The sequence below is a fragment of the Streptomyces yangpuensis genome, assembly GCF_001005295.1.
GTDB lineage: Bacteria > Actinomycetota > Actinomycetes > Streptomycetales > Streptomycetaceae > Streptomyces > Streptomyces yangpuensis.
Genome location: NZ_LBMK01000010.1, coordinates 163,705 through 183,732, shown reverse-complemented (window position 1 = coordinate 183,732; position 20,028 = coordinate 163,705). Strand labels below are relative to the sequence as shown.

At 73.3% G+C, this 20,028-nt stretch carries 16 protein-coding genes; 11 read left to right on the top strand and 5 right to left on the bottom strand.

Features of this window, described 5'->3' with window-relative positions:
* Nucleotides 1-251: 251 nt before the first annotated feature.
* Nucleotides 252-1,163: a tetratricopeptide repeat protein gene (locus AAT21_RS32835; protein ID WP_046780641.1), complete on the top strand. Its 912-nt coding sequence runs from the start codon at nucleotides 252-254 to the stop codon at nucleotides 1,161-1,163.
* A 77-nt stretch (nucleotides 1,164-1,240) separates the two neighbouring features.
* Here AAT21_RS32835 and AAT21_RS32830 read toward each other — a convergent pair whose 3' ends face one another.
* Nucleotides 1,241-2,512 carry a DUF1015 family protein gene (locus AAT21_RS32830; RefSeq protein WP_046780615.1) on the bottom strand — a complete coding sequence of 424 codons (1,272 nt, stop codon included), beginning with the start codon at nucleotides 2,510-2,512 and terminating at the stop codon, nucleotides 1,241-1,243.
* Between the two features lie 87 nt (nucleotides 2,513-2,599).
* Between AAT21_RS32830 and AAT21_RS32825 the strand changes: the two genes are divergently transcribed.
* From AAT21_RS32825 to AAT21_RS32810, 4 genes are read left to right on the top strand one after another with little or no spacing between them, the layout of a single operon-like run.
* Nucleotides 2,600-3,685, top strand: a complete 1,086-nt coding sequence (locus tag AAT21_RS32825) for an HAD-IIA family hydrolase (protein ID WP_046780614.1) — start codon at nucleotides 2,600-2,602, stop codon at nucleotides 3,683-3,685.
* Nucleotides 3,686-3,731: 46 nt separating this feature from the next.
* The gene (locus AAT21_RS32820; protein ID WP_046780613.1) at nucleotides 3,732-4,790 is read left to right on the top strand and encodes a FecCD family ABC transporter permease; all 1,059 of its coding nucleotides are present in this window, start codon (nucleotides 3,732-3,734) and stop codon (nucleotides 4,788-4,790) included.
* 41 nt (nucleotides 4,791-4,831) lie between these two features.
* On the top strand, nucleotides 4,832-5,833 hold the full coding sequence (locus tag AAT21_RS32815; RefSeq protein WP_046780640.1) for a FecCD family ABC transporter permease: 1,002 nt from the start codon (nucleotides 4,832-4,834) through the stop codon (nucleotides 5,831-5,833).
* A 17-nt stretch (nucleotides 5,834-5,850) separates the two neighbouring features.
* Nucleotides 5,851-6,684, top strand: a complete 834-nt coding sequence (locus tag AAT21_RS32810; RefSeq protein WP_046780612.1) for an ABC transporter ATP-binding protein — start codon at nucleotides 5,851-5,853, stop codon at nucleotides 6,682-6,684.
* A 158-nt stretch (nucleotides 6,685-6,842) separates the two neighbouring features.
* On the opposite strand, the gene AAT21_RS32805 is transcribed toward AAT21_RS32810, so the two are convergent.
* Nucleotides 6,843-7,190 (bottom strand): SCP2 sterol-binding domain-containing protein, encoded by a 348-nt coding sequence (locus AAT21_RS32805; protein WP_046780639.1) that lies wholly within the window; start codon nucleotides 7,188-7,190, stop codon nucleotides 6,843-6,845.
* A 65-nt stretch (nucleotides 7,191-7,255) separates the two neighbouring features.
* Here AAT21_RS32805 and AAT21_RS40115 point away from each other — a divergent pair, with 65 nt between their 5' ends.
* The 5 genes from AAT21_RS40115 to AAT21_RS32780 all read left to right on the top strand — a co-directional run bounded on the left by AAT21_RS40115 (nucleotide 7,256) and on the right by AAT21_RS32780 (nucleotide 12,590).
* Nucleotides 7,256-7,594 (top strand): hypothetical protein, encoded by a 339-nt coding sequence (locus AAT21_RS40115; protein ID WP_235439304.1) that lies wholly within the window; start codon nucleotides 7,256-7,258, stop codon nucleotides 7,592-7,594.
* Between the two features lie 7 nt (nucleotides 7,595-7,601).
* Nucleotides 7,602-8,417: a TlyA family RNA methyltransferase gene (locus AAT21_RS32795; RefSeq protein WP_046780611.1), complete on the top strand. Its 816-nt coding sequence runs from the start codon at nucleotides 7,602-7,604 to the stop codon at nucleotides 8,415-8,417.
* A complete protein-coding gene (locus AAT21_RS32790; protein WP_046780610.1) occupies nucleotides 8,414-9,322 on the top strand; it encodes an NAD kinase in 909 nt (302 codons plus the stop codon). Before AAT21_RS32795 ends, AAT21_RS32790 begins: the two co-directional genes overlap by 4 nt.
* A gap of 177 nt (nucleotides 9,323-9,499) precedes the next feature.
* A complete protein-coding gene (gene recN / locus AAT21_RS32785) occupies nucleotides 9,500-11,224 on the top strand; it encodes a DNA repair protein RecN (RefSeq protein WP_046780609.1) in 1,725 nt (574 codons plus the stop codon).
* 253 nt (nucleotides 11,225-11,477) lie between these two features.
* Entirely contained in the window at nucleotides 11,478-12,590 is a 1,113-nt protein-coding gene (locus AAT21_RS32780; protein WP_046780608.1) for a glycosyltransferase family 4 protein, read from the top strand.
* Nucleotides 12,591-12,910: 320 nt separating this feature from the next.
* Here AAT21_RS32780 and AAT21_RS32775 read toward each other — a convergent pair whose 3' ends face one another.
* The 3 genes from AAT21_RS32775 to AAT21_RS32765 form a co-directional block, all read right to left on the bottom strand.
* Nucleotides 12,911-14,530, bottom strand: coding sequence for a PucR family transcriptional regulator (locus tag AAT21_RS32775; RefSeq protein WP_046780607.1), 1,620 nt, complete (start codon nucleotides 14,528-14,530; stop codon nucleotides 12,911-12,913).
* A 22-nt stretch (nucleotides 14,531-14,552) separates the two neighbouring features.
* Nucleotides 14,553-15,938 (bottom strand): FAD-binding oxidoreductase, encoded by a 1,386-nt coding sequence (locus tag AAT21_RS32770; RefSeq protein WP_046780606.1) that lies wholly within the window; start codon nucleotides 15,936-15,938, stop codon nucleotides 14,553-14,555.
* A 108-nt stretch (nucleotides 15,939-16,046) separates the two neighbouring features.
* On the bottom strand, nucleotides 16,047-17,876 hold the full coding sequence (locus AAT21_RS32765) for a glycoside hydrolase family 15 protein (protein WP_200904497.1): 1,830 nt from the start codon (nucleotides 17,874-17,876) through the stop codon (nucleotides 16,047-16,049).
* A 446-nt stretch (nucleotides 17,877-18,322) separates the two neighbouring features.
* Between AAT21_RS32765 and AAT21_RS32760 the strand changes: the two genes are divergently transcribed.
* Nucleotides 18,323-19,993, top strand: a complete 1,671-nt coding sequence (locus AAT21_RS32760; protein ID WP_046780604.1) for a CTP synthase — start codon at nucleotides 18,323-18,325, stop codon at nucleotides 19,991-19,993.
* The last annotated feature ends 35 nt before the right edge of the window (nucleotides 19,994-20,028 follow it).

Here is a 20,028-nt window from a genome sequence, read left to right as displayed (position 1 = left end):
CCCCCCGCCGTGACGACGACCGTGGCGGGTACCGTGGCGGCCGTGACGACCGCGGTGGCGACCGCCCGTCCTACCCGCGCCGTGACGACCGTGGCGGGGACCGTCCGTCCTACCCGCGTCGCGAGGACCGGGGCGGCGACCGTGGTGGGTACCGCGGCGGCCGTGACGACCGCGGCGGCTACCGCGGTCGCGATGACCGCGGCGGCGACCGTGGCTACCGCTCGGACCGCGACCGCGACCCGGTCAAGCGGCTGCCGATCGACGAGGACGTCACCGGCCTCGAGATCGACGCCGATGTGCGTCAGGAGCTGCTGAGCCTGCCCAAGGGGCTGGCCGAAGAAGTCTCGAAGAACCTGGTCATGGTCGCCCGGCTGATCGACGAGGACCCCGAGCAGGCGTACGCGTACTCGCGCATCGCCCTGCGCCTGGCCTCCCGCGTCGCCGCCGTCCGCGAGGCCGCCGGCTTCGCCGCGTACGCCACGCAGAAGTACAGCGAGGCCCTCGCGGAGTTCCGCGCCGCCAAGCGCATGACCGGCTCTGTCGAGCTGTGGCCCGTCATGGCCGACTGCGAGCGCGGCCTCGGCCGTCCCGAGCGTGCGCTGGCCATGGCCGGTGAGCCCGAGGTCCAGAAGCTCGACAAGGCCGGCCAGGTCGAGATGCGTCTGGTCGCGGCCGGTGCCCGGCGGGACCAGGGGCAGCTCGAAGCGGCCATCGTGACCCTGCAGAGCCCCGAGCTGGCGTCCAGCGCCGTCCAGCCGTGGACCGCGCGCCTGCGGTACGCCTACGCCGACGCCCTGCTGGCGGCCGGTCGTGAGGACGAGGCCCGCGAGTGGTTCGGCAAGGCCCTCGAAGCGGACAAGGACGGGGCCACCGACGCCTCCGACCGTCTCGCCGAGCTCGACGGCGTCGAGTTCGTCGACGCCGCGGACCTGTCCGACGACGAGGACCAGGACGGGACCGAGAACCTGGTCGACGACGAGGACGACGAGGACGACGAGGACGACGAGGACGACGAGGACGAGAGCGACGACGAGGACCCGGCGGAGGTCGCCGCGGCCGAGCGCGCCACCGACGTGACCGAGTACTACGACGAGGACGACGAGGAGTACGAGCCGCTGGAGCAGTCCGCGGCCGACACCGACGTCCGCGGCGACAAGGCCTGAGCCACGTCGACGTGACAACGAGAAGGGCGGTACCCCGACCGGGGTACCGCCCTTCTTCGTGTCCGGTCCGGGAGACCTCAGCCCACTCCGCGCAGGACCAGGCCGGTCGCAGGCTTCGGCCCGAAGGAGGTGGACTTCCGGGGCATCGTGACCCCCTGGCGGGCGAGGTCGCGTACGACCTCCTCGCGTACGGGATGCAGCAGCACGGCCGTACCGCCGTGGCGTTCGGCCATGGCCACCGTGGACGCGGCGTCGTGGATGTACGTGATCTGGTCGGGGGCGTCCGGCACGTGCCAGAGGGCGTCGAGCAGCGTCGCGTGCAGCACGGTGGCGTCCAGCCGGCGCCAGGCCTCGGGGCGGTCGTGGCGGACCGTGCGGTCGAGGAGGGCCAGATCGGGATCGGTGACCAGGTGGAAGGTGCCGGCGCCGGCGAGGAGGAAGGCGTTGCCGCGTTCCGCCGCGTCCGCGAGGGAGTCCAGGGCCAGCGGGAGCGGCCCGTCGACCGTACGGACCCGGAAGTGACCGGCGACGGCGGCCAGCGCGTCGGCGACCGGCAGCCGGCGCAACATGCGGTGGATGGCGCGGACCTGGAGCGGATAGCGGGCGGTGTCCACGAGCAGGACCAGCCCGAAGTCCCACGCGGTGGGGGAGCCGTGCTCCTCCTGGAGGCGCAGGTACGTCGCCCAGCGGTGGTGGCCGTCGGCGATGAGGGCCTGGCGGTGGCCGAGGTCCGCGGTGACGGCGGCCAGTTCGGCCGGGTCCGTGATCGCCCAGAGGCGGTGCTGGAAGCCGTCCTCGGTGGTGGTCGACAGCAGGGGCGCGCGCTGGGAGGTCCGCTCGACGACCGCCGCCGCACCCGCGCCGGGGTCGTCTCCCCGGTAGGTGAGGAGGAGCGGCTCGAGGTTGGCGGAGGTGGCGCGCATCAGGCCGGCCCGGTCGGTCACCACGTCCGGCATGACGTCCTCGTGCGGGAGGACGATGCCGGCGTCGGCGGTGGACAGGGCGAGGGCGCCGATGACGCCGCGCTGCAGCAGGCCGGCCCGGCGCTGCTCGTACACGTACAGCGCGGGCTCGGGGTCGGCGGAGAGGACGCCCTCGGCAAGCCAGTCCCGCAGGGTGCGCGCGGCCTGTTCGTTGCGCGCGGCCGGGGTGCCGGCCTGCGGGAGGATCAGACGGACGATGTTGTGCGGGTCGGCGGATTCGAGGTGGTCGACTCCGTCGGGGCGCACGACCACGTCGTACGGCGGCGAGGTGACGGCGGCGAGGCTGCCGACACGCTCGGGGACGTAGCGCAGGCCATGGAACGGGATGAGGCGCAGCCCGTGGTCCGCGGTGCCAGGAGTGGTCATTAGTGCATGGTAAGTCGCGTCTCGCCATGCGGGATGATCGGGGCAGCAGGGAATCGGACAAGATCGATCACAGAGGGAGCGGCCAGAATGACCCGGCAGATCAGGACCAGTCCCGCGGCGTGCGACCAGAGTCTGCACCAGGCGTACGACACCGCTCTCCTGGACCTGGACGGTGTGGTGTACGCGGGCGGGCGGGCCATCGGCCACGCCGTGGAATCGCTCGCGGCGGCCCGCGCCGACGGCATGCACCTCGCGTACGTCACGAACAACGCCCTGCGGACGCCGGAAGCCGTCGCGGAGCACCTGGGCGAGCTGGGCATTCCGACGGAGGCGGCCGAGGTGATCACCTCGGCGCAGGCGGTGGCCCGGCTGATCGCGGAGCAGGTGGAGCCGGGGTCCAAGGTGCTGGTGATCGGTGGCGAGGGGCTGCGGGTCGCACTGCGCGAACGCGGGCTGGAGCCGGTCGAGTCCGCCGACGAGGAGGGGCTCGCGGCGGTCGTGCAGGGCTACGGGGGCCCGGACCTGGCGTGGGGCCGGTTCGCGGAGGCCTCGTACGCGATCAACCGGGGCGTGCCGTGGTACGCGTCGAACACCGACCTGACGATCCCGGGGGCGCGGGGCATCGCGCCGGGCAACGGGGCAGCCGTGGAGGTCGTACGGATCGCCACGGGCGCGGAGCCGCAGGTGGCGGGCAAGCCGCTGCCCCCGATGCACCGCGAGACGGTGCTGCGGACCGGGGCGAAGCGGCCGCTGGTCGTCGGGGACCGGCTGGACACCGACATCGAGGGCGCCTTCAACGGGGAGGTGGACTCGCTGCTGGTGCTGACCGGGGTGACCGACGCGGAGCAGCTGCTGCGGGCCGAGCCCCGGCACCGGCCGACCTACGTGGACCGGGACCTGCGCGGGCTGCTGGCCGGGCAGCCTGAGGTGGTGCCGGCCGCGGAGGGGTTCCGCTGCGGCGGCTGGACGGCGGTGGCACTCAACAGCGGTGTGCTCGAACTGAGCGAGGCCGACGAGCAGGACGGGACGGGCGGGCAAGGCCCCGCAGGACCGGCCGGCCTCGACCCGCTGGACGGGCTGCGGGCGTTGTGCGCGGCGGCCTGGACGGCCGGCGCGGAGGGCGTGTGCACGCTGGACGCGGCGAAGGCGCTGGCCAGGCTGGGTTTTCAGTGACCTCCGGGGGTCCGATTGAGGCGGAGGCTAGGCTAACCTAACCTCCGTGTTGGTTGAGAGTCCTCCCGAATCCGGGCCGAGCGCGGCGCCCCCGCCGGACGCCGCCGCCCGCCCACGCCATGCCGCACGCGCCGCGGGTCTGGTCGGCGCCCTCGTGGTGCTCGCCCTCATCACGGTGGTGAGCATCTCCGTGGGCGCCAGGCAGATGCCCCTGGAAGAGGTCTGGCACGGCCTCTTCCACTACTCGGGAACCACTTCGGACGTGGTCGTGCGGGACCTGCGGGTCCCGCGCACCCTTCTCGGGCTGATGGTCGGTCTCGGGCTGGGCCTGTCCGGGGCGGTCATGCAGGCGCTGACCCGCAACCCGCTGGCCGAGCCCGGCATCCTCGGCGTCAACGCCGGCGCCGCGGCCGCCGTGGTCTCCGCGATCAGTTTCCTCGGCGCGAGTTCGCTGTCGGAGTTCGTGTGGTGGGCCTTCCTCGGCGCCGCCGTCGTCTCCGTCGTCGTGTACGTGCTCGGCGGCAGCCGCAGCGCCACACCGGTACGCCTCGCGCTCGCCGGTACGGCGGCCAGTGCGGCCCTCGTCGGCTACATCAACGCCGTGCAGCTGATGGACAGCAAGGCGCTGGACAAGCTGCGCTTCTGGACGGTGGGCTCGCTGGCCTCGGCCAACATGGACACCGTCCGGCAGGTCGCCCCGTTCCTGCTGGCCGGCGCGGTGATCGCGCTGGCGCTCGGCCGGCCGCTCAACGCGATGGCCATGGGCGACGACACGGCCAGGGCCCTCGGCGCGAACCTGACACGGACCCGGGTCGGCGCGATGCTCGCCATCACCCTGCTCTGCGGTGCGGCCACCGCCGCCTGCGGGCCCATCGTCTTCATCGGCCTGATGATCCCGCACCTCGTGCGTGTGTTCACCGGACCGGACATGCGCTGGGTGCTCGCGTACTCGGCCGTCCTGTCGCCCGTCCTGCTGCTCGGCGCGGACGTCGTCGGCAGGGTCGTCACCCGGCCCGCCGAGCTCCAGGTCGGCATCGTCACCGCGCTCATCGGCGGGCCCGTCTTCATCTACCTCGTCCGGCGCAAGAGGATGGCTCAGCTGTGACCGTGACCGCCAAAGCCCGTCCCGTGCGGCTCCCGGGCGGGATGTCGCTGCGGATCGAGCGGCGCGCCCTGGCCGTCGGCGGCCTGCTCGTCCTCGCCGCGTTCGTCATGGCCGTCCTGCTCATCGGCACCGGCGACTTCGACATCGCGCCGTGGGACGTCGTGCAGACCCTGCTCGGCAACGGCACCCCCGCCGACGACTTCATCGTCAACGACCTGCGGCTGCCCCGGGTACTGGTCGCCCTGCTGGTCGGCGCCGCCCTCGGGATGGCCGGAGCCGTCTTCCAGTCGGTGACCCGCAACCCGCTCGGCTCGCCCGACCTCCTTGGCTTCTCGTACGGGTCCGCGGTCGGCGCCCTCGTGGTGATCATCCTGCTGAACGGCTCGGCGACCGAGGTCGCCGCCGGTGCGCTGCTCGGCGGGCTGCTGGCCGGCGCCGCCGTGTACCTGCTGGCGTACAAGCAGGGCATCCACGGCTACCGGCTGGTCCTGGTGGGCATCGGCGCCTCCGCGATGCTGGTGGCCGTCATCCAGTACCTGATCACCAAGGCCCAGCTGGTGGAGGCCTCACGGGCGATGGTCTGGCTGACCGGTTCGCTGGCCGGCCGGGACTGGGCGCAGGTGTGGCCGCTGCTGCTGACCTGCGCGGTGCTGTTCCCGCTGGTGCTGGGGCAGAGCCGGGCCCTGAGGATGATCGAGATGGGCGACGACGCGGCGTACGCGGTGGGGGTGCGGGTGGAGCGCACCCGGATGCTGCTGATGCTGGCGGCCATCCTGCTGACCACGGCGGCGAGCGCCGCGGCCGGGCCGATCAGCTTCGTCGCGCTGGCCGCGCCGCAGCTGGCCCGGCGGCTGACCCGCTCGCCCGGTGCCAACCTGCTGACCGCCGCCCTGATGGGCTCGGTGGTGCTGCTGCTCTCGGACTGGGCCTCGCAGCGGGCCTTCGGCGCGGACCAGCTGCCGGTGGGCGTGGTGACCGGGCTGGTCGGCGGTGTCTATCTGCTCTGGCTGCTCGTCACCGAGCGCAAGGCAGGACGTATATGAACCTCAGGAGTGCGCAAGTGCAGCGGTTGACCGCGGAGAACGTGACCCTCGGCTACGACCAGCGGGTCATCGCCGAGAACCTGTCGGTGGAGATCCCCGACAACTCCTTCACGGTGATCGTCGGCCCGAACGCCTGCGGCAAGTCCACGCTGCTGCGGGCCCTGTCGCGGATGCTGAAGCCGTCCGAGGGGCGGGTGCTGCTGGACGGCCAGGCCATCGGGTCGATGCCCGCGAAGAAGGTCGCCAGGACCCTCGGCCTGCTCCCGCAGTCCTCGATCGCGCCCGACGGCATCACGGTGGCCGACCTGGTCTCGCGCGGCCGTTACCCGCACCAGGGGCTGCTGCGGCAGTGGTCGCCCGAGGACGAGCGGATCGTGAACGAGTCGATGGCCTCGACCGGGGTCGCCGAGCTCGCCGACCGTGCGGTGGACGAGCTGTCGGGCGGGCAGCGGCAGCGCGTGTGGATCGCCATGGCGCTGGCGCAGCAGACTCCGCTGCTGCTGCTCGACGAGCCGACGACGTACCTGGACATCCAGCACCAGATCGACGTGCTGGACCTGTGCGCCGAACTGCACGAGACGCAGGGGCGCACGCTCGTCGCGGTGCTGCACGACCTCAACCACGCCGCTCGCTACGCCACGCACCTGATCGCGATGCGGGGCGGGAAGGTCATCGCCGAGGGGCCGCCGCAGGAGGTGGTCACCGCGGAGCTCGTGGAGAAGGTGTTCGGGCTGCGCTGCCAGGTCATCGACGACCCGGAGACGGGAACGCCGCTGGTGATCCCGGCGGCGCGACGCCCCCGCGCACAGGCGCCCGCGGAGGCCGGTGCCCGCAAGGGCGGCAGTGCCTAGTGCTGTGACCGGCCAGGTTCACCGGGTCGCGACGCTCGGCACGGCACCTCGCCGCGTTGTCAGAACCGCGCACGTACGTCCAGTACGAGCCGCGGCCCGCCGCCTTGCGATGCACCGCACCGGACGCCGCGCCCCGGCAAACCTTTCCGGCCACAGCACTAGAGGAGGCTCTTCAGCCGCAGCAGGTCGCGCAAGCCGGCCTCCAGCCTGACCCGGCCGGAGGCCCAGGCCTTCGCGAACTTCAGCTCGCCCGCGACGAGCGAGACCAGGTCGTCGCCGGTCATCGCGAGGCGGATCTCGGCCTTGTGCGCGGGCGGGCCCGGCGCGACCGCGTCCACGCGGATCCGGCCTCCGTCGAGGCGGCCCGTGAACGTCCGGTCCAGGTCCGTGATGTGGCAGCTGAGGGAGCGGTCGAACGCGGCCGCGCCGCGCACGCCGGCCTCGGCCCGCTCGAGGTTGTCGGAGAGTCGGTCGAGTGCTTCACGGCACTCCTGGATCGTAGCCATCGTGATCACGACCGTACCGCAGAGCCGCGCGTGGCCGTGGGCGCGCTTCGGGGTAGCGTCGTGGCATGACCGACGAAGCAGCCGAGACCCGGGCCGAGGCCCCGAGCGCGGCCGGAGCCGGAGCCGGGGCCGGGGCGGAAGCCCCCGTAGAAGCCGCCGAGCCCGCCGAACCCGCTGAGCCCGCGGGACCGGCCGAGCCCGCCGGGCCCGTGGCGCTGGGCGTCGTACGCACCCCCACCGGCCACGCCGGGGTGGACGCGTACCTGGCGCGGCTGGCGGACGCGGACCACCTCGGGGCGGACGGACACGTCGAGGTGTACGAGGATGTCCACCGGGGGCTGCGTGAGGCGCTGACCGCGCTGGACGCACCATCCGTCCCCGGACCGTACGAAAACAGGAGCTGAACCGAACGTGGCAGGAGTGGCACGCCGCCGCCTGGACGCCGAACTGGTACGCCGCAGCATGGCCCGCTCCCGCGAGCACGCCGCGCAGCTGATCGCCGCGGGCCGGGTGACCGTGGGCGGCACCACCGCGACCAAGGCCGCCACCCAGGTCGAGACCAGCGCGGCCCTCGTCGTCCTCAAGGACGACGACGACCCCGACTACGTCTCGCGCGGCGGACACAAGCTCGCGGGCGCCCTCGCGGCCTTCCGGCCGCAGGGCCTGCGGGTCGAGGGCCGCCGGGCGCTGGACGCGGGCGCGTCCACCGGAGGCTTCACCGACGTGCTGCTGCGCGCCGGCGTGGCCCACGTGATGGCGGTCGACGTCGGCTACGGGCAGCTCGCCTGGTCGCTGCAGAGCGACGACCGGGTCACCGTGAAGGACCGTACGAACGTGCGCGAGCTGACGGTCGAGCAGATCGACGGCGTCCCGGTGGACCTCGTCGTCGGCGACCTGTCCTTCATCTCGATCGGCCTGGTGCTGCCCGCGCTGGTGCGGTGCACGGCGCCCGGCGCCGACCTGGTGCTGATGGTCAAGCCGCAGTTCGAGGTCGGCAAGGAGCGGCTGGGCAGCGGCGGCGTGGTGCGCAGCCCGGAGCTGCGGGCGGAGGCCGTGCGCGAGGTCGCGGCCCGGGCCGCGGAGCTGGGGCTGGGCGTTCTCGGGGTGACCGCCAGTCCGCTGCCGGGGCCGTCGGGGAACGTGGAGTACTTTCTGTGGCTGAGGGCGGGGGCACCGGCACTCGACCCGGCGGATGTTGACCGTGCAGTGGCGGAGGGGCCTCAGTGACAGATTTTCCGGGGGAACGGACCGTATTCCTGCTCGCGCACACCGGGCGGCCCGCGGCCATCCGCAGCGCCGAGCTGGTCGTCAAGGGACTGCTGCGCTGTGGGCTGGGCGTAAGGGTCTTCGAGCACGAGGCGGTGGACCTGCCGCTGCCGCCGGAGGTGGAGCTCGTCACCGAGTCCACGCCGGGGGTGCTCGACGGATGCGAGCTGCTGGTGGTGCTGGGCGGCGACGGGACCCTGCTGCGGGGCGCCGAGTTCGCGCGCGCCTCGGGCGTGCCGATGCTGGGCGTCAACCTGGGCCGGGTCGGCTTCCTCGCGGAGGCCGAGCGCGACGACCTCGACAAGGTCGTGGACCGGGTGGTGACGCGTTCGTACGAGGTCGAGGAGCGGATGACCCTCGACGTGATCGTGCGCACGAACGGCGATGTCGTCCACCGGGACTGGGCGCTGAACGAGGCCGCGGTCCAGAAGGTGTCCCCGGAGCGGATGCTGGAGGTCGTCCTGGAGATCGACGGGCGCCCGGTGACCGGCTTCGGCTGCGACGGGATCGTCTGCGCGACGCCGACGGGTTCGACGGCGTACGCCTTCTCCGCGGGCGGGCCGGTGGTCTGGCCGGAGGTGGAGGCGCTGCTGATGGTGCCGATCAGCGCGCACGCGCTGTTCGCGAAGCCGCTGGTGACCTCGCCGAACTCGGTGCTCGCGGTGGAGGTACAGAACGGCACCCCGCACGGGGTCCTGTGGTGCGACGGCCGGCGCACGGTGGAGCTGCCGGCCGGGGCCCGGGTGGAGGTCCGGCGGGGTGCGGTGCCCGTACGGCTCGCCCGGCTGCACCACGCGTCGTTCACGGACCGGCTCGTCGCGAAGTTCGCGCTGCCCGTGTCGGGCTGGCGGGGCGCACCCCACTGACGGCCTCTGCCAAAGGCCGGCGGGGGCCGTGGCCCCCAAGCCCGGCCGGGATTCCGGGTGTTGCCGTCCGGGGCCCGTCGCGAGAGCATTAATAGCACACGCGTTCGAGAAACTCGGAGCGGGTGACGTCACATGGCACCCGGGAAACCTCGGTATCGTCGTCCCGTGCTTGAGGAGATGCGGATACGGTCGCTCGGGGTCATCGACGACGCGGTGGTCGAGCTGTCGCCCGGTTTCACCGCGGTGACCGGCGAGACCGGCGCGGGTAAGACGATGGTCGTCACCAGCCTCGGGCTGCTGCTCGGCGGCCGCGCCGACCCGGCCCTGGTACGGATCGGGGCCAAGGCCGCGGTGGTCGAGGGCCGCATCGTCATGCGCCCGGACGCCCCCGCCGCGGTACGCGCCGAGGAGGCGGGCGCCGAGCTCGACGACGGCGCCCTGCTGATCAGCCGGACGGTGTCCGCCGAGGGCCGTTCGCGCGCCCACGTCGGCGGCCGCTCCGTGCCCGTCGGCCTGCTCGGCGAACTCGCCGACGACCTGGTCGCCGTACACGGGCAGACCGACCAGCAGGGCCTGCTCCGGCCGGCCCGGCAGCGGCAGGCGCTCGACCGGTACGCCGGGGACGCCGTCGCCGTCCCGCTGGAGAAGTACGGCTCGGCCTACCGCAGGCTGCGCGCGGTCGCCGTGGAACTCGACGAGATCACCACCCGGGCCCGGGAACGGGCCCAGGAGGCGGACCTGCTCCGCTTCGGGCTCGACGAGATCGCCGCGGTGGAGCCGGTGGCCGGCGAGGACGCCGAGCTGGCGGCCGAGGCGGAACGGCTCGGGCACGCCGAGGCGCTGGCCCAGGCGGCCCAGGCGGCCCACGGCGCGCTCGCGGGCAACCCCGAGGACCCCGAGGCCATCGACGCGAACATGCTCGTCGCCGGAGCCCACCGGGCGCTGGAAACCGTACGGTCGCACGACCCGGCGCTCGCCGCGCTCGCCGAGCGGATCGGCGAACTCGGCATCCTGCTGTCCGACGTGGCCGGGGAACTGGCGGGCTACGCCGACGACCTCGACGCCGATCCGCTGCGGCTGGCCGCGGTGGAGGAGCGCCGGGCGGCCCTGACGCAGCTGACGCGCAAGTACGGCACCGAAGGCACCGTGGAGGCCGTACTGGCGTGGGCCGAACAGGGCGCGGCGCGCCTGCTGGAACTGGACGGCGACGACGAGCGGATCACCGAGCTGACCGCGGAACGCGACGGGCTGCGCTCCGAACTGTCGCTGCTGGCCCAGGCCCTGACCGACGCCCGGGTGGAGGCGGCGACCCGCTTCGCCTCCGCGGTGACGGCGGAGCTGGCGTCGCTGGCGATGCCGCACGCCCGGGTGACGATCGACATCCGGCAGACCGAGGACCCCGAAGGAGTGGATGTGGACGGCCGCCCGGTCGCCTACGGCCCCTCCGGTACCGACGAGGTCGAACTGCTGCTGGCCCCGCACCCCGGCGCCCAGCCGCGGCCGATCGCCAAGGGCGCCTCGGGCGGTGAGCTGTCCCGCGTGATGCTCGCGGTGGAGGTCGTCTTCGCGGGCACCGACCCCGTGCCCACCTACCTCTTCGACGAGGTCGACGCCGGCGTCGGCGGCAAGGCGGCCGTCGAGATCGGCCGGCGGCTGGCGAAGCTGGCCAGGTCGGCACAGGTCGTCGTCGTCACCCACCTGCCGCAGGTGGCCGCCTTCGCCGACCGGCAGCTGCTGGTGGAGAAGACCAACGACGGCTCGGTCACCCGCAGCGGGGTCACCGTCCTGGAGGGCGAGGACCGCGTCCGGGAGCTGTCGCGCATGCTCGCGGGGCACGAGGACTCCGTCTCGGCGCGGGCGCACGCCGAGGAACTGCTGGCGGCGGCGCGCGCCGACGTGTGAGCCGGCACACCACCCCAGGGCCCGGAACGCAGGTCGTTCCGGGCCCTCCGCTTGTCCGCGACAGAACGGTCCGGAACCGAAAAAGATCGATCGGAGCGTCACTCTCCGGATTCCGCTTACGCCGTGTGAGTGAGGCCGGGGGGTGTCCTGCCGTATCTCGCACAGGATCCGCACCCGTATGGTCCCGGAACGCACGTGCGGACTGGCATTCTTGGCGACGTCTCTGACTCCCCTCACCCTGGAGCTTCGGCCAGTGAGCAGCTCCCCGGTCTCCCCCTCCGTCGCGGCACAGCCCTACGGGCGCCCGCCGCTGCGCACCGTCCAAGTGCTCGGCGACGGTGCGGGCGCCGGCAGCTGCGCGCACGTCCGATCACTCGCCACCGGGCTCGCCGCGCGCGGGGTACGGGTCACGGTGTGCGCCCCCGTCCAGGCGGAGGGGGAGTACGACTTCACCGGCGCCGGGGCGGAGTTCGCGCCCGACGCGGTGAGCGTGCTGCGGGCCGCGTGCGCCGGCGCGGACGTCGTCCACGCGCACGGAGTACGGGCCGGCCTGCGGGCCGCGCTGGCCATACGCGGGCGCCGGGTGCCGCTGGTGGTGAGCTGGCACGGCGAAGGCCCGACGGCGCACGGCGCGCTCGGACGGCTGAGCCGGATACTGGAACGGCGCGTGGCGCGGGCCGCCGCGGTGGTCCTCGGGGCCTCCTCGGACCTCGTGGACCTGGCCCGCCGGCGGGGCGCCAGGGACGCGCGGCTGGCGCCGGTGGCCTTCCCGGCGGGCCCGGAAACGCCGTCGGACCCGGGCAAGGTGCGTGCGGAACTCGGCGTCGTGGAGAGGCCGTTGCTGGTCGCGGTCGGCAGTCTCGTGGCGCACCGCGGGTACTCCGTCCTGCTCGACGCGGCGCGGGAGTGGCGGGCTCTGGAGCCCGCGCCCCTGCTGGTGATCGCGGGGGAGGGGCCGCTACGGGCCGAACTGGCCCGCCGGATCGCGGCGGAGCGGCTGCCGGTCCGGCTCCTCGGCCGCCGCCGGGACGCGGCGCACCTGCTGGCCGCGGCGGACCTGGCGGTGCTGCCGAGCCGGTGGGAGACGCGGGCCCTGCCGGCGCAGGAGGCGCTGCGGGCGGGCGTACCGCTGGTCGCGACGGCGGTGGGCGGTGTGCCGGAGCTGGTGGGGGAGGGCGCGGTGCTCGTACCGCCGGGGGAGGCGGGGGCGCTGGCGTCGGCCGTGGCCGGCCTGCTGGCCGATCCGGCCCGCCGGTCCGACCTCGTCGCCGCGGGGCGCATCCAGGCCGCCACGTGGCCCTCGGAGGACGACACCGTGGCCCAGGTCCTGTCCGTCTACGACGAGCTGACGGAACGCCGCCGTTAGCCTCGGCGGTGGCAGACAGGGCGCGCCGCCGCCGCGGGGCTCCGCGTATCCAGCCCCGCCGACGTTTTGAGCGCGGGTCCGGGCGGAGCCCGCGTACCCAGCCCCGCCGGCGTTTCAGGCGCGGGTCCGGGCAGCGCCCGCGTACCCAGCCCCGCCGGCGATTGAGGCGCGGGTCCGGGCAGCGCCCGGGGAACGGTGGAAGGGCGGGTAGGGGACAAGCCCGCAGGGCCACCCCGCCGCGTCCGGCCGCGCCGCCGCTGCGGGGGCTCCGCCCCCGAACCCCCGCGCCGCGCCTCAATCGCCGGCGAGGCTGCATGGCGTCAGGAGGAGGCGGTGTGGCGGCGGGCTCGCAGGGCCAGGCTGAGGGAGAGCACCGTCTCCGGGTCGTCCAGGTCCGTGCCCAGCAGCTCCGAGATGCGCGCCAGCCGGTTGTAGAGGGTCTGCCGGTTCAGGTGGAGCTCACGAGCCGTCTCCGCCTTGCGGCCCGCATGGGCCAGGTACGTCTCCAGCGTCGGCAGCAGCGCTGGCCGCGACGTCGCGTCGTGCGCCCGCAGCGGGCCGATCGCGCGGTCCACGAAGGCCGCCAGGTCCGGGTGTTCGCGCAGCCGCCACAGCAGCAGGTCGATGTCGAGGCGGCGGGCGTCGTACCAGGGCCTGGCCGGCAGGCCGTGGGCCGCCGTGGCGGTCTCCGCCGCGTGCCGCAGGCCCGAGGAGGCGGCCGCCCAGCCGCCCGCGACGCCGACGACCACCGCCGGCGGGGCGGTGGCCCGCTCCAGGCCCGCGCGTTCCACACCCGCCCGCAGCGCCGCCGCGACCCGGTCGGCGACCGCCGTGCGTTCCGATTCCGCCCGCAGCGACACCAGCAGCGGCACCCGGCCCTCGACCGGGCGGACACCCAGCAGGACCGGCACCCCGACGGACGACAGCTCCTCCAGCACCGCGCGGGCCAGCACGGCCCAGTTGCCGGACGGGCCGAGGTCCGAGAGCCGCATGACCACCGGCAGCAGCGGTCCGGCACCGGGCTTGAAACCCAGCACCCGGGCCTGCGCCGGCGCGTCCTCCGCCGAGATCCGGCCCTCCGCCAGGTCCGTGAGGAAGTCGCCGCGGCCACGCGCCGCCAGCTCCTCCTCCTGCCGCGCCTGCATCAGCACCACGGCCAGCACACCCGCCGTGCGCTCCGCCGCCATCCGGTGCACCGGGAGCAGCGGGGCCGAGACCCCGACCAGCACCACCCGGGCCCGCACCGAGCCGGTGCCGTGGCCGCCGCCCGGTACGTCGATCACCACCGTGTTCGCGGACGGTTCGGTCTCGCGCTGGCCGCGCAGCCCCTCCCACACCTGGAGCGGGTCCGCGCCGGGGTCCCCGGCCGAGCTGGCGGCCGCGTACAGCAACTGCCCGTCCGCGGTCTCCAGGAAGACCGGATTCCCCGTGAAGTCGGCCACGATGCGCAGCACCTGCGGGATGCCCCCGCCGCCCAACAGGGCCTCCGTACAACGCCGGTGGACCTCCTCGGCGCGCTGGAGCAGCGCGTAGTGGCCGTTGACGATCTCGGTGTGGACCTCTTCGGTGACCGTGACGAAGGGGACCTCCCGGTGGAGCTGGACCAGCGGAAGTCCCGCCGTGCGCGCCGTCTCCACGATCGTGGCGGGCAGCCGGGTGAAGCGCGGGCCCAGTTCGACCACCAGCGCGGCGATGCCCCGGTCCGCGAGGCGGCGTACGAAGGCCCGCTGTTCGGCGGGGCGGGTGCCCAGGCCGAGCCCCGTGGTCAGCAGCAGCTCGCCGCCCTTGAGCAGGGAGGCGATGTTCGGCACCTCGCCCGCGTGCACCCAGCGGACGGTGCGGCCCAGGCGGTCGGCGCAGGCCACCACCTCCGGCAGGCCGCTGCGCAGCCCCGGCAGCTCCAGTGCCCGCTGAACCGTGATCCCGCCCTGGTTGTCCATGTCGCGGGACGCTATCAGGGGGTCAGGCCGGCCGGATGTTGTGGTTGAAGCGGAAGACGTTGTCCGGGTCGTACTCGCGCTTCACCCGTTCCAGGCGGCGCATGTTGTCCGCGCCGAGCCCGGAGACCACCCGGTCCGATCCCTCGTCCCCGGTGAAGTTCAGGTACACCGCGCCGGTGCTCCACGGCTCCACGTCCGCGCGGACGTCCTTGACCCACTGCCGGCAGCGCTCGTCGTCGGCGGGGTCCTCCCAGATCGCGAACGGGTGCACCACCCATGGGGAGTCCCGGTACGGCACCGGGTAGTCGGCCGGGCCGGAGGCGATCGCGCCGCCCTGCGGGAACAGGATGTGCTGGGTCCCGGTCGGCACCGGCATCGACGCGGCCCGGGAGCAGAACACGTCGACGAACGCGTCCGGGGCGCCGGTCAAATACTCCGCGGACCAGTAGTTCCGCAGCCCCGGCGGATCGTCGATCATGCACTGGAGATCGGCGTACGGGATGGCGGTGACCATCGCCGCCTCGTGGGGCAGCGCCAGCAGCGGCTCGGCGAGCCCCCGCATCCGCTCCTCCGGGCCCGCGTACGTGAGCAGCGCCGCGCACACCAGCCGCCCGGCCAGGTGCGGGGGCACGAGCTCGTCGTCCGGCGGACCGGTCAGGAAGATCACGCCCCCGCTCGCCTCCGGCGGCCCGCCCTCCAGGATGTCCCGGTAGGTCCGCATCACCTCGGGACCGTTCTCCGGCAGGTACAGGACGAACGCGATGGCCATGGCGGGCAGTTCGTGCAGCCGCAGGGTGATCGCGGTGGCCACGCCGAAGTTGCCGCCGCCGCCGTGCAGGGCCCAGAACAGCTCCGGGCGCTCCTCGGAGGTGGTCTCCACGACCGAGCCGTCGGCCGTCACCAGCTCCACGCCCAGCAGGTTGTCCACGGCCAGCCCGCACTTGCGGTCCAGCCAGCCGCTGCCGCCGCCCAGGACGAAGCCGCCGACGCCGGTGGTGGAGGCCCGGCCGCCGGTGGTGGCCAGTCCGTACGGGGCGCAGGCCCGGTCCAGGTGGCTCATCGTCGCCCCGCCCTCGACCCGTACGGCGTGGGCCCCGGGGTGGACGGTGACCTCGTGCATCCGGCGCAGGTCGATCACGAGCGCGCCGTCGCCGAGGGCGGAACCGGAGACGCTGTGCCCGCCGCCCCGCACGGCGATCTTCAGGTCGAGGTCCCTCGCGAAGCGCACGGCGGTGGCCACGTCCTCCGGGCTCTCGCACTGGGCGATCACGGCGGGCCTGCGGTCGATCATCGCGTTGAAGACGGTCCGGGCCTCGTCGTAGCCCGGATCGTCCGGAGCGAACACCTCGCCGGACAGATCCTCGCGGAGCGCGGTCAGGGCCGCGCCCGCCTTCGAGAGGGGAGCCATGGCTGCCCCCTTCCAACGGACGGAGGGCATAAGACCTCTCCAGCCTAGGCCCGGCGGATCACCGGGGCGCGGCGAACCGCACCGCACCCCGGGCGGGTCGTGGCCGGCTCAGCCGCCGTAGGCCCCGCTCGCGGTCAGCCGCAGCGCCGTGTCGATCAGCGGAACGTGGCTGAAGGCCTGCGGGAAGTTCCCGACCTGCCGCTGGAGCCGCGGGTCCCATTCCTCCGCGAGCAGGCCCAGGTCGTTGCGGAGCGCCAGCAGCCGCTCGAACAGCCGTCGTGCCTCGTCCACCCGGCCGATCATCGCCAGGTCGTCGGCCATCCAGAACGAGCAGGCGAGGAAGGCCCCCTCGTCGCCCTCCAGGCCGTCGACACCGGCCTCCTCACCCGCCGTCGGGTAGCGCAGGATGAAGCCGTCGGGCGTGGACAGCTCGCGCTGGATCGCCTCGATGGTGCCGATGACCCGCTTGTCGTCCGGCGGCAGGAAGCCCATCTGCGGGATCAGCAGCAGCGAGGCGTCCAGCTCCTTCGACCCGTACGACTGGGTGAAGGTGTTGCGTTCCTTGTCGTAGCCCTTCTCGCACACGTCCTGGTGGATCTCGTCGCGCAGTTCCCGCCACCGCTCCAGCGGGCCGTCCGCGTCCCCGCTCTCGATCAGCTTGATCGTGCGGTCCACGGCCACCCACGCCATCACCTTGGAGTGCACGAAGTGCCGGCGCGGGCCGCGCACCTCCCAGATGCCCTCGTCCGGCTCGGACCAGTGCGTCTCCAGGTAGCGGATCAGCTTGAGCTGGAGCACGGAGGCGTAGTCGCTGCGGGCCAGGCCGGTCATGTGGCCCAGGTGCAGGGCCTCGGTGACCTCGCCGTAGACGTCGAGCTGGAGCTGGCCCGCGGCGCCGTTGCCGACGCGCACGGGGCGGGAGCCCTCGTAACCGGGCAGCCAGTCCAGTTCGGTCTCGCCGAGCTCGCGTTCGCCCGCGATCCCGTACATGATCTGCAGGTTCTCCGGGTCGCCGGCCACCGCGCGCAGCAGCCACTCGCGCCAGGCGCGGGCCTCCTCGCGGTAGCCGGTGCGCAGCAGCGAGGAGAGGGTGATGGCCGCGTCCCGCAGCCAGGTGTAGCGGTAGTCCCAGTTGCGGACCCCGCCGATCTCCTCCGGGAGGGAGGTGGTCGGTGCGGCGACGATCCCGCCCGTGGGGCCGTACGTGAGGGCCTTGAGCGTGATCAGGGAGCGGACCACGGCCTCCCGGTAGGGCCCGTGATACGTGCACTGCTCGACCCACTCGCGCCAGAACTCGGCGGTCGACTCCAGGGCCGCCTCGGCGTCCGGGGCCTCGGGCGCGCCGCGGTGCGAGGGCTGCCAGCTGATGCTGAACGCGACCCGGTCGCCGGGCCCGACGGTGAAGTCGGAGTACGTCGTCAGGTCCTTGCCGTAGGTCTCCGCGTCGGTGTCCAGCCAGACCGAGTCGGGGCCGGCGACGGCGACGGTGCGCCCGTCGACCTTGTGCACCCACGGCACCACCCGGCCGTAGCTGAAGCGCATCCGCAGGGTCGAGCGCATGGGGACGCGCCCGCTGACGCCCTCCACGATGCGGATCAGCTGCGGCGCGTGGTGCTCGCGCGGAGGCATGAAGTCGATCACGCGGACGCCGCCCCGGGGGGTGTCCCATTCGGACTCCAGCACCAGGGAGTCGCCGCGGTAGCGGCGGCGGGTGGCCCGCGGGGCCTCGGAGCCCGCCGGGAACGCCGGGCCGATCCGCCAGAACCCGTGATCCTCGGTGCCGAGAATGCTCGCGAACACGGCATGGGAGTCGAAGCGGGGCAGGCACAGCCAGTCCACCGCCCCGTCCCGGCAGACCAGCGCCGCGGTCTGCATGTCCCCGATCAGTGCGTAATCCTCGATGCGCCCGGACACGTGCATCTCCAGTCGAACGGCCACGTCCGCCCCGAAGGGCGCTTGCAATGCGCGTTTGCGCGGTCTCCTGTGTGCAGGTATCGCCGCGTGAGCCCATGATTCCGTATATCGGCCCGGTTAGGCCGTCCGACGGACTGCCCGGCGGTGATGTGTGCAATATCCGAGCAGGATATGACGGCACCCTAGTGATCTTCTCCAGGCCGCGGTGAATGCCGTTGCGCCGAACGGGTGAGCCTCAGGATCTCCGCCCCGGCGCACTTCGGCGCTCTGCTACGAGCCGTCGACGGGGCGTGGCCGGAGGCGGACCGGCCCGGGCGCTGATAGGCTGGTACCCCGTGGACCGGTGGTCTGCCTGTGCGAATCAGGAGCCCCGAAACCGCAGCTTCGGCGCCCCCTGAAACCCTTCCGGATCGACGGTGGCCGGCGCCGGACGCACCTCACTTCGCGACCACGGGAGCCCCCTCTTGGCGATGCCGCCCGCTGCTTTCCGAAACAGCACAGCCATGACGACCAAGCACATCTTCGTCACCGGGGGTGTCGCTTCTTCCCTCGGCAAGGGCCTGACGGCCTCCAGCCTGGGTGCGCTCCTGAAGGCGCGCGGCCTGCGGGTCACGATGCAGAAGCTCGACCCGTACCTGAACGTCGACCCGGGCACGATGAACCCGTTCCAGCACGGCGAGGTGTTCGTCACCAACGACGGCGCCGAGACCGACCTGGACATCGGCCACTACGAGCGCTTCCTCGACGTCGACCTCGACGGCTCGGCCAACGTCACCACCGGCCAGGTCTACAACACGGTCATCGCCAAGGAGCGCCGCGGCGAGTACCTCGGTGACACCGTGCAGGTCATCCCGCACATCACCAACGAGATCAAGCACCGCATCCGCCGCATGGCCACCGAGGACGTCGACGTCGTCATCACCGAGGTCGGCGGCACCGTCGGCGACATCGAGTCGCTGCCGTTCCTGGAGACCGTCCGCCAGGTCCGCCACGAGGTCGGCCGCGACAACGTCTTCGTCGTGCACATCTCGCTGCTGCCCTACATCGGCCCCTCCGGCGAGCTGAAGACCAAGCCGACCCAGCACTCCGTCGCGGCCCTGCGCAACATCGGCATCCAGCCCGACGCCATCGTGCTGCGCGCCGACCGCGACGTCCCGACCAGCATCAAGCGCAAGATCTCGCTGATGTGCGACGTGGACGAGGCGGCCGTGGTCGCCGCCATCGACGCCAAGTCGATCTACGACATCCCGAAGGTCCTGCACACCGAGGGCCTGGACGCGTACGTCGTGCGCAAGCTCGACCTGCCCTTCCGCGACGTCGACTGGACCGTCTGGGAGGACCTCCTCGACCGCGTCCACAACCCCGACCACGAGGTCAAGGTCGCGCTCGTCGGCAAGTACATCGACCTGCCCGACGCCTACCTGTCGGTGACCGAGGCGCTGCGCGCCGGCGGCTTCGCCAACAAGGCCCGCGTCCAGATCAAGTGGGTCACCTCCGACGACTGCAAGACCCCCGCGGGCGCGGCGGCCCAGCTGTCCGACGTGGACGCGGTCTGCGTGCCCGGCGGCTTCGGCGACCGCGGCGTGAACGGCAAGGTCGGCGCGATCACCTACGCCCGCGAGAACAGGATCCCGCTGCTCGGCCTCTGCCTGGGCCTGCAGTGCGTGGTCATCGAGGCCGCGCGCAACCTCGCGGGCATCGAGGACGCCAACTCCACCGAGTTCGACGCCTCCACCCCGCACCCGGTCATCTCGACCATGGAGGAGCAGCTGGCCTTCGTCGAGGGCGCTGGCGACCTGGGCGGCACCATGCGCCTGGGCATGTACCCGGCGAAGCTCGCCGAGGGCTCCATCGTGCGCGAGGTCTACGGCGACCAGGCGTACGTGGACGAGCGCCACCGCCACCGCTACGAGGTCAACAACGCCTACCGCGGTGAGCTCGAGAAGAAGGCCGGTCTGGTCTTCTCCGGCACCTCCCCGGACAACAAGCTCGTCGAGTACGTCGAGTACCCGCGCGAGGTCCACCCCTACCTGGTGGCCACGCAGGCCCACCCGGAGCTGCGCTCGCGCCCGACGCGCCCGCACCCGCTGTTCGCCGGTCTGGTCAAGGCGGCCGTGGAGCGGCAGCAGTCCGCGAAGTGAGCGCCTGACCGCATAACGTAGACGGCCGGGGTACG

Excerpts from the sequence above, each read along its gene's own strand:
- AAT21_RS32830 (WP_046780615.1), bottom strand. The coding sequence starts at position 2,512 with ATGACCACTCCTGGCACCGCGGACCACGGGCTGCGCCTCATCCCGTTC.
- AAT21_RS32825 (WP_046780614.1), top strand. The coding sequence starts at position 2,600 with ATGACCCGGCAGATCAGGACCAGTCCCGCGGCGTGCGACCAGAGTCTG.
- AAT21_RS32815 (WP_046780640.1), top strand. The coding sequence starts at position 4,832 with ATGTCGCTGCGGATCGAGCGGCGCGCCCTGGCCGTCGGCGGCCTGCTC.
- AAT21_RS32805 (WP_046780639.1), bottom strand. The coding sequence starts at position 7,190 with ATGGCTACGATCCAGGAGTGCCGTGAAGCACTCGACCGACTCTCCGAC.
- AAT21_RS40115 (WP_235439304.1), top strand. The coding sequence starts at position 7,256 with ATGACCGACGAAGCAGCCGAGACCCGGGCCGAGGCCCCGAGCGCGGCC.
- recN (WP_046780609.1), top strand. The coding sequence starts at position 9,500 with ATGCGGATACGGTCGCTCGGGGTCATCGACGACGCGGTGGTCGAGCTG.
- AAT21_RS32775 (WP_046780607.1), bottom strand. The coding sequence starts at position 14,530 with ATGGACAACCAGGGCGGGATCACGGTTCAGCGGGCACTGGAGCTGCCG.
- AAT21_RS32770 (WP_046780606.1), bottom strand. The coding sequence starts at position 15,938 with ATGGCTCCCCTCTCGAAGGCGGGCGCGGCCCTGACCGCGCTCCGCGAG.
- AAT21_RS32760 (WP_046780604.1), top strand. The coding sequence starts at position 18,323 with ATGCCGCCCGCTGCTTTCCGAAACAGCACAGCCATGACGACCAAGCAC.